At 70.8% G+C, this 13,557-nt stretch carries 15 protein-coding genes; 8 read left to right on the top strand and 7 right to left on the bottom strand.

The features are described 5' to 3' along the window. The first annotated feature begins 61 nt into the window (after positions 1-61). From MCAG_RS03855 to MCAG_RS03840, 4 genes are read left to right on the top strand one after another with little or no spacing between them, the layout of a single operon-like run. Complete coding sequence (locus MCAG_RS03855) at positions 62-1,105, top strand: aromatic ring-hydroxylating dioxygenase subunit alpha (RefSeq protein WP_007071657.1); 1,044 nt, start codon at positions 62-64, stop codon at positions 1,103-1,105. Continuing rightward, a complete protein-coding gene (locus MCAG_RS03850; protein WP_036372242.1) occupies positions 1,102-1,320 on the top strand; it encodes a hypothetical protein in 219 nt (72 codons plus the stop codon). The genes MCAG_RS03855 and MCAG_RS03850 overlap by 4 nt, the downstream gene beginning before the upstream one ends. Continuing rightward, a complete protein-coding gene (locus MCAG_RS03845; RefSeq protein WP_232290069.1) occupies positions 1,317-2,270 on the top strand; it encodes a PDR/VanB family oxidoreductase in 954 nt (317 codons plus the stop codon). The genes MCAG_RS03850 and MCAG_RS03845 overlap by 4 nt, the downstream gene beginning before the upstream one ends. A 30-nt stretch (positions 2,271-2,300) precedes the next feature. Next, positions 2,301-3,041: an IclR family transcriptional regulator gene (locus MCAG_RS03840; RefSeq protein WP_007071655.1), complete on the top strand. Its 741-nt coding sequence runs from the start codon at positions 2,301-2,303 to the stop codon at positions 3,039-3,041. 107 nt (positions 3,042-3,148) lie between these two features. On the opposite strand, the gene MCAG_RS03835 is transcribed toward MCAG_RS03840, so the two are convergent. Then, positions 3,149-3,628, bottom strand: a complete 480-nt coding sequence (locus tag MCAG_RS03835; RefSeq protein WP_007071654.1) for a MarR family winged helix-turn-helix transcriptional regulator — start codon at positions 3,626-3,628, stop codon at positions 3,149-3,151. Positions 3,629-3,711: 83 nt separating this feature from the next. On the opposite strand from MCAG_RS03835, the gene MCAG_RS03830 reads away from it, so the two are divergent. Genes MCAG_RS03830 through MCAG_RS03815 form a run of 4 tightly spaced genes read left to right on the top strand, consistent with a single transcriptional unit; the run spans position 3,712 to position 7,600 of the window. Next, entirely contained in the window at positions 3,712-4,638 is a 927-nt protein-coding gene (locus MCAG_RS03830; RefSeq protein ID WP_007071653.1) for an SDR family NAD(P)-dependent oxidoreductase, read from the top strand. Between the two features lie 24 nt (positions 4,639-4,662). Continuing rightward, positions 4,663-5,544 (top strand): 4-hydroxyphenyl-beta-ketoacyl-CoA hydrolase, encoded by an 882-nt coding sequence (locus tag MCAG_RS03825; RefSeq protein WP_007071652.1) that lies wholly within the window; start codon positions 4,663-4,665, stop codon positions 5,542-5,544. Between the two features lie 17 nt (positions 5,545-5,561). Continuing rightward, positions 5,562-6,014 carry a MaoC family dehydratase gene (locus MCAG_RS03820; RefSeq protein WP_007071651.1) on the top strand — a complete coding sequence of 151 codons (453 nt, stop codon included), beginning with the start codon at positions 5,562-5,564 and terminating at the stop codon, positions 6,012-6,014. 59 nt (positions 6,015-6,073) lie between these two features. Then, complete coding sequence (locus MCAG_RS03815) at positions 6,074-7,600, top strand: long-chain fatty acid--CoA ligase (protein ID WP_036376245.1); 1,527 nt, start codon at positions 6,074-6,076, stop codon at positions 7,598-7,600. On the opposite strand, the gene MCAG_RS03810 is transcribed toward MCAG_RS03815, so the two are convergent. The 6 genes from MCAG_RS03810 to MCAG_RS03785 form a co-directional block, all read right to left on the bottom strand. Continuing rightward, positions 7,524-8,411: a PaaX family transcriptional regulator C-terminal domain-containing protein gene (locus MCAG_RS03810; protein WP_157547852.1), complete on the bottom strand. Its 888-nt coding sequence runs from the start codon at positions 8,409-8,411 to the stop codon at positions 7,524-7,526. The genes MCAG_RS03815 and MCAG_RS03810 overlap by 77 nt on opposite strands. 38 nt (positions 8,412-8,449) lie before the next feature. Further along, complete coding sequence (locus tag MCAG_RS03805) at positions 8,450-9,262, bottom strand: ABC transporter ATP-binding protein (protein WP_007071648.1); 813 nt, start codon at positions 9,260-9,262, stop codon at positions 8,450-8,452. Further along, positions 9,255-10,079: an ABC transporter permease gene (locus tag MCAG_RS03800; protein ID WP_050777846.1), complete on the bottom strand. Its 825-nt coding sequence runs from the start codon at positions 10,077-10,079 to the stop codon at positions 9,255-9,257. Before MCAG_RS03800 ends, MCAG_RS03805 begins: the two co-directional genes overlap by 8 nt. Further along, positions 10,076-10,876: an ABC transporter permease gene (locus MCAG_RS03795; protein WP_085986101.1), complete on the bottom strand. Its 801-nt coding sequence runs from the start codon at positions 10,874-10,876 to the stop codon at positions 10,076-10,078. Before MCAG_RS03795 ends, MCAG_RS03800 begins: the two co-directional genes overlap by 4 nt. Before the next feature lie 71 nt (positions 10,877-10,947). Continuing rightward, positions 10,948-11,910, bottom strand: a complete 963-nt coding sequence (locus MCAG_RS03790) for an ABC transporter substrate-binding protein (protein WP_232290068.1) — start codon at positions 11,908-11,910, stop codon at positions 10,948-10,950. 288 nt (positions 11,911-12,198) lie between these two features. Next, the gene (locus MCAG_RS03785; RefSeq protein WP_036376239.1) at positions 12,199-13,371 is read right to left on the bottom strand and encodes a 4-hydroxybenzoate 3-monooxygenase; all 1,173 of its coding nucleotides are present in this window, start codon (positions 13,369-13,371) and stop codon (positions 12,199-12,201) included. Between the last annotated feature and the right edge of the window lie 186 nt (positions 13,372-13,557).

The raw sequence follows: 13,557 nt of genomic DNA, 5'->3' as shown, positions 1-13,557 counted from the left end.
CGTGGACACCGCACGGGACGATTCGGCTCTATCGCCGTTCGTTCAAGGGGAGGCCGGTCGCATGGCGTTCGCCCGTGACCAGTGGTATGTGGCGGCCTACGGCAGTGAGGTCGGGCGGGGGCTGCTCGCCCGAACGGTTCTCGGTGAGCCGCTGGTGCTGTACCGCACCGGTGCCGGGGCGGCGGTGGCGCTCGCCGACCGGTGCGTGCACCGGCGCTACCCGCTGTCGGAGAGCCGGCTCGACGGAGACACGATCGTCTGCGGGTACCACGGCTTCACCTACGACCCCACCGGCGCGTGTGTCTTCGTACCGGGTCAGCAGCGCATCCCGCGTACCGCGCGGGTCACCTCGTACCCCGTGGTGGAGCAGGACTCCTTCATCTGGGTGTGGATCGGCGACCGGGACCGGGCCGACCCGGCCACGATTCCCCGCGCGCCGTGGCTGGCCGACCCAGGGTACGCGGTGGTGCGCGGCATGGCGCCGCTGAACGCGCGGTACGGCCTGCTGGTGGACAACCTCATGGACCTGTCCCACGAGACCTATCTGCACGGTGGCTACATCGGCACGCCAGAGGTGGCGAACACCCCCATCACCACCGAGGTGGACGAGGACCGGGGCATCGTCTACGTCAGCCGGCACATGGACGACGCCGAGTGCCCACCGTTCTACGCGCGCTCGACCGGGATCCAGGGCCGGATCACCCGGTGGCAGGATATCGAGTACCACCCGCCCTGCCTCTATCTCCTGCACAGCCGGATCGCACCGCGGGGCGTCCATCCGCCGGCCGAGGGTGAGGACAGCGCAGCCTTCCACGCCGAAATCGTGTACGCCATCACCCCGTCGACCGAGCACACCACCTACGACTTCTGGGCGGTGGCGCGTGACTTCGCGATCGACGACGAGTCGGTCAGCGAGTACCTCCACCACAGCAACCACACCGTGGTCATGCAGGACGTGACGGCGCTCAACATCCTGGAGCAGGTGATCGCGGCCGAGCCGGACCGGTACCAGGAGCTGAGCATCAACATCGACACCGGTGGTCTGGCCGCCCGGCGGCTGCTGGCCCGGATGGTCGGGTCGGGGACGGTGGGAGCGGCGCGGTGAGTTCCCGAGCCGGCGTGCTCACCGGGCAGCGGGTGTACCGGATCCACTGGCTGCCGGGCACCGACACCCTGCGCGGGGTCTGCCACTGCGGCGCCGAGCGCGTCGCCGAGGAGCCGGTCGAGTTGTGGCAGTGGCTGCTCGCCCACCCTCAGGGCCACCGGGCCGCGGCCGTGCCGGCACCCGGCCCGGCGAGGCGGCCGGCGGTGCGGGCGTGACCGGGGACGAGCTGACCGGTGCGGAGCTAGTGGTGGCGGGCCGGGACCAGGTGGCGGCGGAGGCCGTCGCGATCAGCCTGTGCCGCCCGGGCGGCGGTGACCTGCCGGAGTGGACGCCGGGCGCGCACGTCGACCTGGAGTTGGGCCCTGGGCTGGTGCGCCAGTACTCCCTCTGCGGCGACCCGGCGGACCGGTCCGCCCTGCGGATCGCGGTGCAGCGCGAACCGGGCGGGCGCGGCGGCTCCCGGTTGGTACACGAGCGGCTCACCGTCGGCGCCACCGTCCGGGTGCGCGGCCCCCGCAACAACTTCCGGCTAGTCGCGGCACGGCGCTATCTTTTCGTCGCCGGCGGCATCGGCATCACCCCGATCGTGCCGATGGTGGCCGCCGCCGACGCCGAGGGCGCCGACTGGCGGCTGGTGTACGGCGGACGCAGCCGCGCCACCATGGCCTTCGCCGCAACCCTGCGGAAGAGGTACGGCGACCGGGTGAGCCTGCACCCGCAGGACGAGACCGGGTTGCTCGACCTGGCCGGCTTGCTGGGCGGGCCCGGCGTCGGGCTCGTCTACTGCTGCGGCCCGGAGCCGCTGGTCAAGGCGGTGGAGGAGCACTGTCGTGGCTGGCCGCCCGGCTGCCTGCACGTCGAGCGCTTCACCCCGCCGGCCGGCACCGGCGGGCAGGAGGCGGCGTTCGAGGTCGAACTCGCGCTCTCCGGGAGAACGGTGACCGTGCCGCCGGGTACGTCGATCCTGGAGGCGGTGGAGCAGGCCGGCGTGCAGGTCCTCTCGTCCTGCCGGGAGGGCACCTGCGGCACCTGCGAGACCCCGGTGCTCGCCGGTGTGCCGGAGCATCGTGACGCCCTGCTCACCGAGCAGGAGCGGGCCGCTGGGGACGCCATGATGATCTGCGTTTCCCGGGCCCGTACGCCCCGGCTCGTCCTGAAGCTGTGACCGGCTGGCGCGGGCGGGGATGATGGCGGGATGCGCGGGCAACCGGGGCGGTCGGTGACGAGCAGGGTGCTGGCGCTGCTCGACGCGTTCAGTCCGGCCAGCCCGGCGTTGACCCTGAGCGAGCTGGCCCGGCGTGCTGGGCTGCCGTTGCCCACCGTGCACCGGCGGGCCGCGGAACTGGTCGCGTGGGGTGCGCTGGAGCGCGGCGACGACGGGCGGTACCGGATCGGCCTGCGGCTGTGGGAGGTGGGCTCGCTCGCTCCGAGGGGTCTGGGGCTACGGGAGATGGCCCTTCCGGTCATGGAGGACCTGTACGAGGTGACTCACGAGAACGTCCAGCTCGCCGTCCGGCAGGACCTCGAACTCGTCTTCATCGAACGGATCGCCGGGCGGCACGCGGTGCCGGTGCTCACCCGGGTGGGTGGCCGCTTCGCGCTGCACGCCACCGGCGTCGGGCTGGTCCTGCTCGCCCACGCGCCCGTCGAGGTGCAGGAGCAGGTGCTGGCCGCGCCGCTGGAGCGGTACACCGAACTGACCATCACCGACCCGGGGAGGCTGCGCCGCTGCCTCGCCGACGTGCGCCGGGTCGGGTACGCGATCAGCGACCGTCAGGTCACCATGGACGCCCTCTCGGTGGCCGCGCCGATCCGCGCACCGGAGGGTGTGGTGGCGGCGATCTCGTTGGTAGTGGCCCACGAGCGGGCGGACCCGGTGGCGCTGGCCCCACTGGTCCGGGCCGCGGGCCGGGTGCTCTCCCGGGCGCTGGTCTGATCGCGAAGCGTTGGTCGGCCCCGGCACCGCTCACCGGAGTCCGGTGCTGGCCGTGGCAGCCACCACCGCTGCCCGGGGTCGGGCGGCACCATGACGGCGTCGGCCGGTCACGGCAACGGTCGGGAGAGGCCGGCGGCCGTCCGCAGCAGGTGGGCCAGCCGCTCGTGGTCCTCGGGCGGCACGGTGGCCAGCAGGCCCAGCTCCACGGCCCGCGCGGACTCCTGGGCGCGGATGAACAGGGCCCGGCCGACGTCGGTGGCGACGAGGACGTTCGCGCGGCGGTCGGCGGGGTCGGTGCGCCGCTCGACCAGCTGACGCCGCTCCAGCCCGTCGATGAGGGCGACGACCTGGCTCGGATCGAGGCGGAGGAACTCGGCGAGCTCCCGCTGGGTGGGGCGGACGTCGTCGGCGGCCAGGGCGAGCACCGAATAGGAGCGCGCCTTCAGCCCGTGCTCGGCGAGGGCTGCGTTCGCCGCCGCGAGCGTGAGCGCGTTGGCGCGGGCCAGCAGGAAGCTCAGGTCGCCGGCGAGCACGCTGCCCCGCAGCCGGTCGTGTCCGGTCGGCCGGGTCTTCTCAGTTGGCGACATGCTGCCGATGATAGCAAGCCTTGTCAATAATTGACTTCTTCAATGGATCGTGCTCAGATCGGCATCGACGCGAAGGAGCATCCATGTCACTGGACGGCAAAGTCGCCATCGTCACCGGATCAGGGCGGGGCCTCGGTCTCGCCTACGCACGGGAGCTGGCGCGGCGGGGCGCGTCCGTCGTGGTCAACGACGTCGATGCCGAGGCCACGGCCGACGCCGTCGCGGCGATCCAGGCGTCCGGTGGCCGGGCCGTCGCGGTGGTCGCACCGGTCGGCCCGACCGAGACCGCGAAGGAACTCGTCAGCGCGGCGGTCGAGCACTTCGGGCGGTTGGACATCCTCGTCACCAACGCCGGAGTCCTGCGCGACACCGTGCTGTGGAAGATGAGCGACGACGACTTCGACACCGTCATCAACGTGCACCTGCGCGGCACGTTCACCACCGCCCGGGAGGCGGTGCAGCACATGCGGCAGGCCGGCGAGGGCGGCAGGATCATCTGCATCGGGTCACCCACCGGGCAGCGGGGCAACTTCGGCCAGACCAACTACGCGGCCGCCAAGGCGGGCATCGTGGGTATGGTGCGTACCTGGGCGCTCGAGCTCAGGCGGGCCGCCATCACCGCCAACACCGTCGTTCCGGTCGCCGCGACCGCGATGACCGCCACCGTCCCCTACTTCGCCGCAGCGGTGCGGGCCGAAGCGAACGGCGAGCCGATGCCGGCGTTCTTCCGGCACGATCTCGGGTTCGGCACGGCCGACGACGTGGCCGGGCTCGTCGCGTTCCTCGGCTCCGACGCGGCGGCCTCGGTGACCGGTCAGGTGATCGGAGTGGGCGGTGACCGCCTCCAGATCTGGACCCACCCGGAGGCTGCGCTGACCGTGCACCGCGAGGGCGGTTGGACCTACGACGCGCTGCGGGAAGCCTGGCCGACCACCTTCGCCGGGGCCACGCAGAGCGTCGGCGAACGCTTCCCGGAACTCCCCGAGGAGTTCCAGCCCGCGACCTCCTGACCCGCCCCGACGAAGGTTGGCCCCATGTACCAGCCCGCGATCGATCTCGACGCCATCACGGCGATCGACATGCACGTGCACATCGAGGTCGACGACCATGGTCACGCCTCGCTGCCCGAGCCGCTCGTGGCGGCGGTGTCGACCTACTTCAGGACGGACGGGCCACGGCCCGCGGTCGGGGCGGTGGCGCAGTACTACCGCGAGCGCGACATGGCTGCCGTCGTCTTCACCGTGGACGCGCGTACGCAGCTGAAGCACCGGCCGCTGTCCAGCACCGACATCGCCCGCGCGGCGGCCGAGCACGCCGACGTGCTCATCCCCTTCGGATCGGTCGACCCGCGCACCGGCGAAGCGGCCCTCGAACTCGCCGCCCGGCTGATCGAGCAGGAGGGCGTACGCGGCTTCAAGTTCCATCCCACCGTGCAGGGATTCGACCCCAGCCACGACGAGTACGCGCCGCTGTGGGGCCTGATCGAGCGGGCCGGCGTCCCGGCGATCTTCCACACCGGGCAGACCGGCATCGGCGCGGGTACGCCGGGCGGCTACGGCCTGCGGCTCGGCCTGTCCAATCCGATGCTGCTCGACCCGGTCGCCGCCGACTTCCCCGACCTGCAGATCGTCATGGCCTCACCCGTCGGTGCCCTGGCAGGACGAGGCGCTGTCGGTGGCACGCACAAGCACAACACCTGGATCGACCTGTCCGGCTGGAGCCCGAAGTACTTTCCGGCCGAGCTGGTGCGCTACGCCAACTCGGTGCTGAAACGACGGGTGCTCTTCGGCACGGACTACCCACTGCTCACCCCCGATCGCTGGCTGCGCGACGTGGCGGCCACCGATCTCAAGCCGGACGTGCTCCCGGGAATCCTGAAGGACAACGCGGCCCGGCTGCTGGGCTTCGCCCGGTGACGACGAGAGGAAGCGCCATGACGACGACCATCACCTACGAGCGGCTCGCCGACCTCGCCGGCACCGATCTGGGGTACACCGGCTACCGGACGGTCAGCCAGGACCAGGTGAACCTGTTCGCGGACGCCACCGACGACCACCAGTGGATCCACGTCGATCCCGAGCGGGCGAGGAGCGGTCCCTTCGGCGCGCCGATCGCGCACGGCTTCCTCACCCTCTCGCTGGCTGTTCCCTTCTGGACCGAGCTGCTGGAGGTCAAGGGGGTGTCCACGAAGGTGAACTACGGCCTCGACAAGGTGCGCTTCCCCGCGCCGGTCGTGGTCGGGTCGCGGGTGCGCATGCGGGCCACCGTCGTCGATGTCGTCGAGGTCGACGGCGGCTACCAACTCGTCGTCGACCAGACGATCGAGATCGCAGGCGGTACCAAGCCGGCGGTCGTCGCGCGCGGGCTGTACCGCTTCTACGCCTGAGGCCGGGGGAGTCCGCCGAGCCGGACGAGCACGCCGCCTCCACCACCAGGAGACTGATGATGCATCAGCACGGAATCGGCGCCTGGGTGGCCAAGCGCCGGCTGAAGTCCCCGGACAAGGTCGCCCTCATCCACGGCGAGGGGTCAACCATGACGTACGGACAGTTCGCCGACGCCGCCGACCGGACCTCGGCGGTGCTGCGCCAGCGGGGCGTCGGCAAGGGTGACGCCGTCGCCTACCTGGGTGAGAACAGCCCGGAGTTCCTCCAGGTGATGTTCGGGGCGGCTCAGGTCGGGGCCGTCTTCGTGCCGGTCAACACCCGGCTCGCGCCACCCGAGATCGCCTACGTCCTCGCGGACTGCGGCGCGCGCGTGCTGATCCACGACCCGGACTTCGCGGTGCCGGTGGCCTCCGCCCTGCCGGCCGCCCGGACCCCGCACGTCATCGTCACCGGCGAGGGCACCACGGACGGGCCGGGCCTAGCCCACCTGGCGCGGGCCGCCGACGCCGGGTTCACCGGTCATGCCGACACCGTCCACCGGGATCCGGCGGCGATCGTCTACACCTCGGGCACGACCGGCCGGGCCAAGGGCGCTGTGCTGACCCACGGGAACCTCACCTGGGTCGCGCTCAACTGCGTGGTCGACTACGACGTCGTCTCGACCGATGTGGCGCTCATGATCTCGCCGCTGTTCCACGTCGCCTCGCTCGGGATGGGTGCCCTGCCCGTCATCCTCAAGGGTGCCACCATGGTCATCGAGAAGGGCTTCGAGCCGGGCCGCGCGCTCGCGCAGATCGAGCGGCACGGGGTCACCATGCTCAGCGGCGTGCCGACCACCTACCAGTTGATGGCCGACCATCCCGCCTGGGCCTCGACCGACCTGTCGACGCTGGCGAAGCTCACCTGCGGCGGTTCGGCCGTGCCGGCCCGCATCCTCAACGCGTACGAGACGCGGGGCCTGTCGTTCTCGCAGGGGTACGGCATGACCGAGGCTTCTCCGGGCGCGACCGCGCTGCCGTCGGCGATGACCCGTGTCAAGCAGGGCAGCGTCGGTCTGCCGCACTTCTTCACCGACGTGCGGGTCACCGACGCGACCGGGCAACCGGCGTCCACCGGCGACGTCGGTGAGATCGAGGTGGCCGGGCCCAACGTCTTCTCCGGCTACCACGGGCTTCCGGAGGCGACCGCCGAGGCGTTCACGGACGACGGGTGGTTCCGCTCCGGCGACCTGGGCTACCTGGACGCCGACGGGTACCTCTACATCTCCGGCCGGCTCAAGGACATGATCATTTCGGGGGGCGAGAACATCTACCCGGCCGAGGTCGAGCAGTTGCTCAGTGAGATCGACGGGGTGACCTCGGCGGCGGTCATCGGCGTACCGGACGAGCGCTGGGGGGAGGTGCCGTGGGCGATCGTGACCGTACGGGAGGGGGCGTCCGTGGACACCGACGCCGTGCGGGCGTACCTCGACGGCAGGATCGCGCGCTACAAGCTGCCGAAGAATGTCGTCATCGTGGACGAACTGCCACGGACCGCGTCGGGGAAGGTGCGGAAGGCCGACCTGAGGGCCCGCTTCGGCGCCTGACCGCGGGCCGGGCCGCGACGAGTTCGGCGAACTCCGCCGTGGACGCCTCGGCCAGCTTCTTGTGTATCCGGCGGTAGGTTTCCGCCGACTGGGTGGCCGGCCACTGCGCGTCCATGAACTCGGCCGGCAGCCTCGGGTCGGCCCGCAGCAGCGCGAGCCAGTCCGCCACCAGCATCGTCCGCACGGTCAGGGCGCTCGGCGCCATCGTCGTCGCGGCCGGGTCGCTCCACACGTCGATGAACGCGAGGTGCGCGCTCCGGATCGCCTCGATGTCCCACGCGGCGCGGACGCTCTCGCCGATCGGGAACCCGGCGAGTTCGCGGGCATGGAAGGCGACCACGGCGTTGGGCGGGAGGTCCTGCCGCAGCGGCTCCAACGACCCGGCGAGGTCGACCTCGCCGGGCGCCAGCCACAGCCCGTCCCGGATCGGCGCGAAGCCCTCCCAGGTGAGGGTCGAGCGCAGCCGGTGCCGCAGCATCCGCTGACCCTCCGGGATCGAGAAGGTGACCAGGGTCCATCCGCTGCCCTGGGGGTCGAACGGCCGCGGCCCCCGAACGCGGTAGGTCGCTTCGCACAGCACCGCCATCCCGTGTTCGGTCAGCGAGAACAGGGTCTCCCGACCGCTCCTGCTGCGCGCGAGGATGCCGCTGCGCACGAGGCGATCGAGGGTCGCACGCGTCGCCGGCGCGGCGACGCCCGCACCCTCCAGCACATGGATCAGGGCGCTCGCCCGGATCGGCCCCGTGGCGTCGTCGACAACATGCTCGCCGAAGAAGGCGAGCAACAGTTGCTTCGGCTGGCGTCTACCCACGGCCCTTCCTTTCGCGGAACCCGTTGTCCTGGCGTCGATCACGGCGCGGACCGAGGGGCGGCAGCCTGCCCGCGCTTGGCTCGCTGGATCTCGCCGTAGACGTGCGTCCGTAGCTGCGTGAAGCGGGGCAGGGCGCGGGTGGTGATCTGATCGCGCTCCGGCGGAAGGTCGATCGCGAGGTCCTCCTGGACCCAGGTCGGCGATGCGGACAATACTAAAACCCGCTGGCCCAGATACACCGACTCGTCGATGTCATGGGTGACGAAGAGGACCGATATCTTGCGGCTGGTGTGCAGCTCGCGGACCAGGTCCTCCAGGTCCGCCCGGGTCTGCGCGTCCACCGCGGCGAACGGTTCGTCCATGATCAGGACCTCGGGTTGGTAGGCGATGGCCCGCGCGATCGCCACGCGCTGCTGCATCCCTCCGGAGAGCTGCCACGGGTGGCTGCGCGCGGCGTGCGCCAGGCCCACCGTCTCAAGAGCGTCGGCGACCAGCCGGTCGCGGTCCGCGCGGGAGAGCTTCTTGTGCCGCAGCGGAAGCTCGACGTTGCCGCGCACCGTCAGCCACGGATAGAGGCTGCGACCGTACTCCTGGAACACGACGGCCATGGCGGGACTCGGTCCGGTCACCTTCGCGCCGTCCATCTCGACCACGCCGCTGGTGGGCCGCAGCAGACCGGCGAGGCACTTCAGGAGGGTGGTCTTGCCGCACCCCGACGGCCCGACGATGCAGACGAGTTCGCCGGCGTCCATCGTGAAGGTGACGTCCCCGATCGCCTCGACGCTGCCCGTCGTGGGCTCGTAGACCTTGCGCAGGTGCTCCACCCGCAGCAGGGTGCTCCGGTCAGGCACGGTTGACCTCCTTGATTCCGTGGTACCAGCGCAGGACGCGTCGCTCGACGAAACCGAAGGCTACGGCGAGGAAGACGCCGACGAGACCGAGCAGGAGGATGCCGCTCCACATCTCGGCGATGAGGTAGTTGCGCTGGAAGTAGGCGATCCGATAGCCGAGCCCGGCCGACGAGGCGAACATCTCGGAGATGACCATCAGGATGAGCGCGACCGAGAGGGCCTGCCGGACTCCGGCCATGATCCGTGGGCTGGCGGCGGGAAGCACGAGGAACCAGAGTCGCTCCCACCAGGAGACCCGGAACGAATGGGCGGTCTCCGTCATGACGCTGTCGGTCGCCCGCACGCCCTCGATCGTGTTCAACAGGATCGGCCAGACCGCGCCGGAGACGATCACGACCACCTTCATGGTGTCCGTGATGCCGAGCAGGAGCATGACCACCGGGATCAGCACCGGCGGCGGGATCGCCCGGAGGAACTCCAGCAGCGGCTCGAGAAGTTCGCGCAGCCAGTGGGCCAGGCCGATGACGGTGCCGGCGGCGATGCCGAGCACGATCGACGCGGCGACACCGAGGCCCAGGCGGTAGAGGCTCGGCAGTACGTCCTCGACGAACGCGGGCCCGACCCAGGTGTCCACGAAGGCTTCGGAGATCGTCAACGGGTCGGGGAAGAATCCGCTCGTCTCGTTCGTGCCCACCAGGCCCCAGACCACCAGGAGCAGCATCGGCAGCCCCAGCGCGTAGCGGAAGCTCGCCGCGATGCGGGATCCGACACCCCGCTGGCGCGGCGTGCTCGCGGTGCGGCCGGTGTCCGCGGTCACCGGACCTCCTCCCCTCGTACGGACTGGTGCCACGACAGCACCCGACGCTCGATGAACCGGAAGACGAGGTTGACCGTCAGCCCGAGCAGGCCGGTGACCACGACGAGGGCGTACAGGCCGGCGGCGTCTCCGGCGGATCGGGACAGCTCGATCATGCGTCCGAGGCCGGGGTTGCCGATCACCATCTCCGCGGTGACGGCGAGGATGAGCGCGACCGCCGCCGCGAGCCGCAGGCCCGTCATGAGGTACGGCAGGGTGGTCGGCAGGACGAGATGCGTCAACTGCTCGCGGCGACGCAGACCGAAACTGCGAGCGGTGTCGCGAGCGACCGCGTCGACATCGGCGACGCCGTAGATCACCTGCACGAACACCTGCCAGAACGACGCGTAGACGATGATGACGAGGGCGGCCTGCATCTGGATGCCGAACATCAGCACGGCGAGCGGGATGAGGGCGACCGACGGGATCGGTCGCAGGAACTCGACAATCGTGTGGGTCGCGCGCCGCAGGAACGGCACCAGGCCGACGACCGTGCCGAGGACGACGGCGGCGCACGTCGCCACCGTCAGGCCGATCGCCCAGGACGTCATGGTGCTGCGCAGCCGCCGCCAGAACGCGAGGTCGACGAGTTGTTCGAACAGCCGCGCCAGCACGTCCGTCACGTACGGCAGGTACTGCGGGTTGATCAGGCCCAGTGTCGGGATCGACTGCCAGACGACGAGGAACCCGGCTAGGCCGACGACGCCCAGCAACGTCTTGCGCAACGGCCGTAGACGTCGGGTAGTAAGGACGCTCATGTCACCTCCGTACTCGCGCGGGCGCGAGGCGCTCCCCGGTCCGGGGGCCGGGGAGGGCGGGATCGCGGCGGCTACTGCTGGTGGATGAGACGGTCGAAGTTGGGCTGCTGGTCGAGCACCTTGTACTTGCGCGCGAGTTCGGCGAGCGTCTGTAGGCTCGACCGGTCGACCTGCCAACCGAACGCCGGGAGCTTCACCGACTCCGCCACCGGCGCGGGCAGCTGGAGATTGTCCTTGATCGCCTGCCGGACGGCTGTTTCGTTGGCGGGGTCCTTGGCCCACTCCAGCGTCTTTCTCATCGCTGCCGAGAAGTCCGCCACCAAGGTGGCGTCCTTTTCCGTGCGTTCCCTGGTGGTGATCGTGGTCAGGGTGGTCAGGCCGGGCACGACCGCCTGGTAGGGCGCGACGACGAAGGTGTCGCCACGGCTCTTCAGTTGCGTGACGAAGGGCTCCGGCACCCAGGCGGCGTCGATGTTGCCCGCCTCGAGTTGGGCCGGGGCGTCCGGGAAGGCGACCTCGACGAACTTGATCGTGGACGGGTCGCCGCCGTCCTTCTCGACCGTTGCCATGATCGTCACGTCGCCGGCGGCGCCCAGGCTGTTGACCGAGACCCGCTTGCCCGCGAGGTCGGCCGGCCGCTTGATGCCGGACTTCGCCGAGGCCACCACGGCGTTGATGTCGTCGCCGTCGGCGTACGAGGAGGCGTAGTTGCCGATGATGACGACGCCGAGGTTGCGCAGGTCGGCCCGGATGGGGCCGAAGGGCTGGCCGATCGCGAAGTCGATGTCGCCGTTCAGCAGGGCGGGAATGGCCTGCGCGCCACCCTGGGCGGGCAACACCTCGACCTGGAGCCCGCGCTCGGCGAAGATGCCCGCCTTGATGCCGCCCCACAGCGCGGCGGTCTCGGTGATGGGCAGCGCCGCGACCCGGACCTTGCGCAACTCGCCCGAGGTCTTCTCGGACGGGGTGGACGCGTCGGAGTCGGTACATCCGGTGAGGGCGATCGCGGTGGCGGCGATCAGCCCGAGAGCCATGACCTTCTTCATTGACGAGGCCCTTCCTGAGCAGGGGTGGTGGTGCGTCGGAAGCCGGCGGATGCTCGGATCTGCAGGTGAACTACCGCTGCGTGGGGGGCGCACGCCCCTGTGGTGGCCATGGTCAGTCACCCAGGCATCGAAAGTCAATAATATCTGACGCCCGTCATGAATAGGTTGAACAACGCTCCGCTGTCGCGGCGTCGCTCCCGCCCGCACCCGGGCAGGCGAGGGCACCGCGCGGCGTCCACATCGGTGGCCGCGTTCTCGCGAGGCGTGTCCGGGCGGTCAGATCTCGGGCAGGCCCACGTAGTTCTCGGCCAGGCTCGTGGCGTAGGCACGGGAGGTGGCGACGTACCTCAGCGTCGCGGTCTGCAGCTTCGTCTCGTACGGGTCGTTGCGCTCCAACCGGTGCAGCATCGAGGTCATCCACCAGGAGAAGTGCTGGGCCCGCCAGACCCGGCGCAGTGCCTTGGCCGAGTAACTCTCCAGCAGGTCGGGGCACCCCCGGCCGTACCACGCGGCGAAGGCGTCCCCGAGCAGCGCGACGTCGGCGAGGGCCAGGTTCATGCCCTTCGCGCCGGTGGGCGGGACGATGTGCACGGCGTCCCCGGCCAGGAACAGCCGCTCCCACCGCATCGGCTCGACCACGAAGCTGCGCATCGGGGTGATGGACTTCTCCAGGACCGGCCCCTCGTTGAGCGACCAGCCCGGCACCGTCTCCAGCCGCGTCCGCAGCTCCGCCCAGATCCGCTCGTCCGGCCACGTGCCGATGTCCTCGTCGGGCGCGACCTGTAGATACAGCCGGGAGACCTCGGGCGATCGCATGCTGTGGAGGGCGAAGCCCCGGTCGTGGTGGGCGTAGACGAGTTCCTCCACTGCCGGCGCGGCGGCGGCGAGGACGCCCAGCCAGGCGAAGGGGTACGTCCGCTCGTAGGTGGTCAGCACCCCCTCGGGCACCGCGCCTCGGCTCACCCCGTGGAACCCGTCGCAGCCGGCCACGAAGTCGCAGTGCAGCTTCTCTTCGTGTCCGTCGCGTCGAAAGTGGACGACCGGCGAGTCCGAGTCGAGATTGTCCAGCCGTACGACGTCGGCCTCGAAGAGGATGGAGCCGCCGGCCGCGATCCGGGCGGCGATCAGGTCCTTGACCACCTCCTGCTGCCCGTAGACGGTGATCGCCCGCCCCGTCAGCTCCGTCATCGGCACTCGGTACGACTCCCCGGCGAAGCGCAGCTCGATGCCCTCGTGCCGCAGTCCCTCCCGTCGCAGCCGCCCGCCGAGGCCGGTGCGGCAGAGCAGGTCGACCGAGCCCTGTTCGAGGACCCCGGCCCGGACCCGGTGCTCGACGTGGTCGCGGCTGCGGCTCTCCAGCACCACGGACTCGATTCCGCGCAGGTGCAGCAGGTGCGACAGCATGAGTCCCGCCGGCCCGGCGCCGACGATGCCGACCTGGGTACGCATCTCCGGCATCCCTCCTCGTCTCCTCCCGCCTCCGGTGGGACCGTTCGCGCGGTCTTGTACGCCGTGCCGCGCTGCAAGCGGGGGGACGGCGGGGGTGTTCCCGGGGGACCGGGCGTGGCGGGCTTCCGCTCGGAAAGGATCTCCGGACTGTTCGCTGACCGAACGGATGTTCTCTTGTTGAACGTT

Source organism: Micromonospora sp. ATCC 39149 (assembly GCF_000158815.1).
Classification (GTDB): Bacteria; Actinomycetota; Actinomycetes; order Mycobacteriales; family Micromonosporaceae; genus Micromonospora.
The sequence above is the reverse complement of the archived record's forward strand: the minus strand, read 5'-3'. Positions and strand labels throughout refer to the sequence as shown.

Coding starts and splice junctions, on each gene's coding strand:
- MCAG_RS03855 (WP_007071657.1), top strand. CDS start 62: ATGGCGTTCGCCCGTGACCAGTGGTATGTGGCGGCCTACGGCAGTGAG.
- MCAG_RS03840 (WP_007071655.1), top strand. CDS start 2,301: ATGCGCGGGCAACCGGGGCGGTCGGTGACGAGCAGGGTGCTGGCGCTG.
- MCAG_RS03835 (WP_007071654.1), bottom strand. CDS start 3,628: ATGTCGCCAACTGAGAAGACCCGGCCGACCGGACACGACCGGCTGCGG.
- MCAG_RS03830 (WP_007071653.1), top strand. CDS start 3,712: ATGTCACTGGACGGCAAAGTCGCCATCGTCACCGGATCAGGGCGGGGC.
- MCAG_RS03825 (WP_007071652.1), top strand. CDS start 4,663: ATGTACCAGCCCGCGATCGATCTCGACGCCATCACGGCGATCGACATG.
- MCAG_RS03820 (WP_007071651.1), top strand. CDS start 5,562: ATGACGACGACCATCACCTACGAGCGGCTCGCCGACCTCGCCGGCACC.
- MCAG_RS03815 (WP_036376245.1), top strand. CDS start 6,074: ATGCATCAGCACGGAATCGGCGCCTGGGTGGCCAAGCGCCGGCTGAAG.
- MCAG_RS03795 (WP_085986101.1), bottom strand. CDS start 10,876: ATGAGCGTCCTTACTACCCGACGTCTACGGCCGTTGCGCAAGACGTTG.
- MCAG_RS03790 (WP_232290068.1), bottom strand. CDS start 11,910: ATGGCTCTCGGGCTGATCGCCGCCACCGCGATCGCCCTCACCGGATGT.
- MCAG_RS03785 (WP_036376239.1), bottom strand. CDS start 13,371: ATGCGTACCCAGGTCGGCATCGTCGGCGCCGGGCCGGCGGGACTCATG.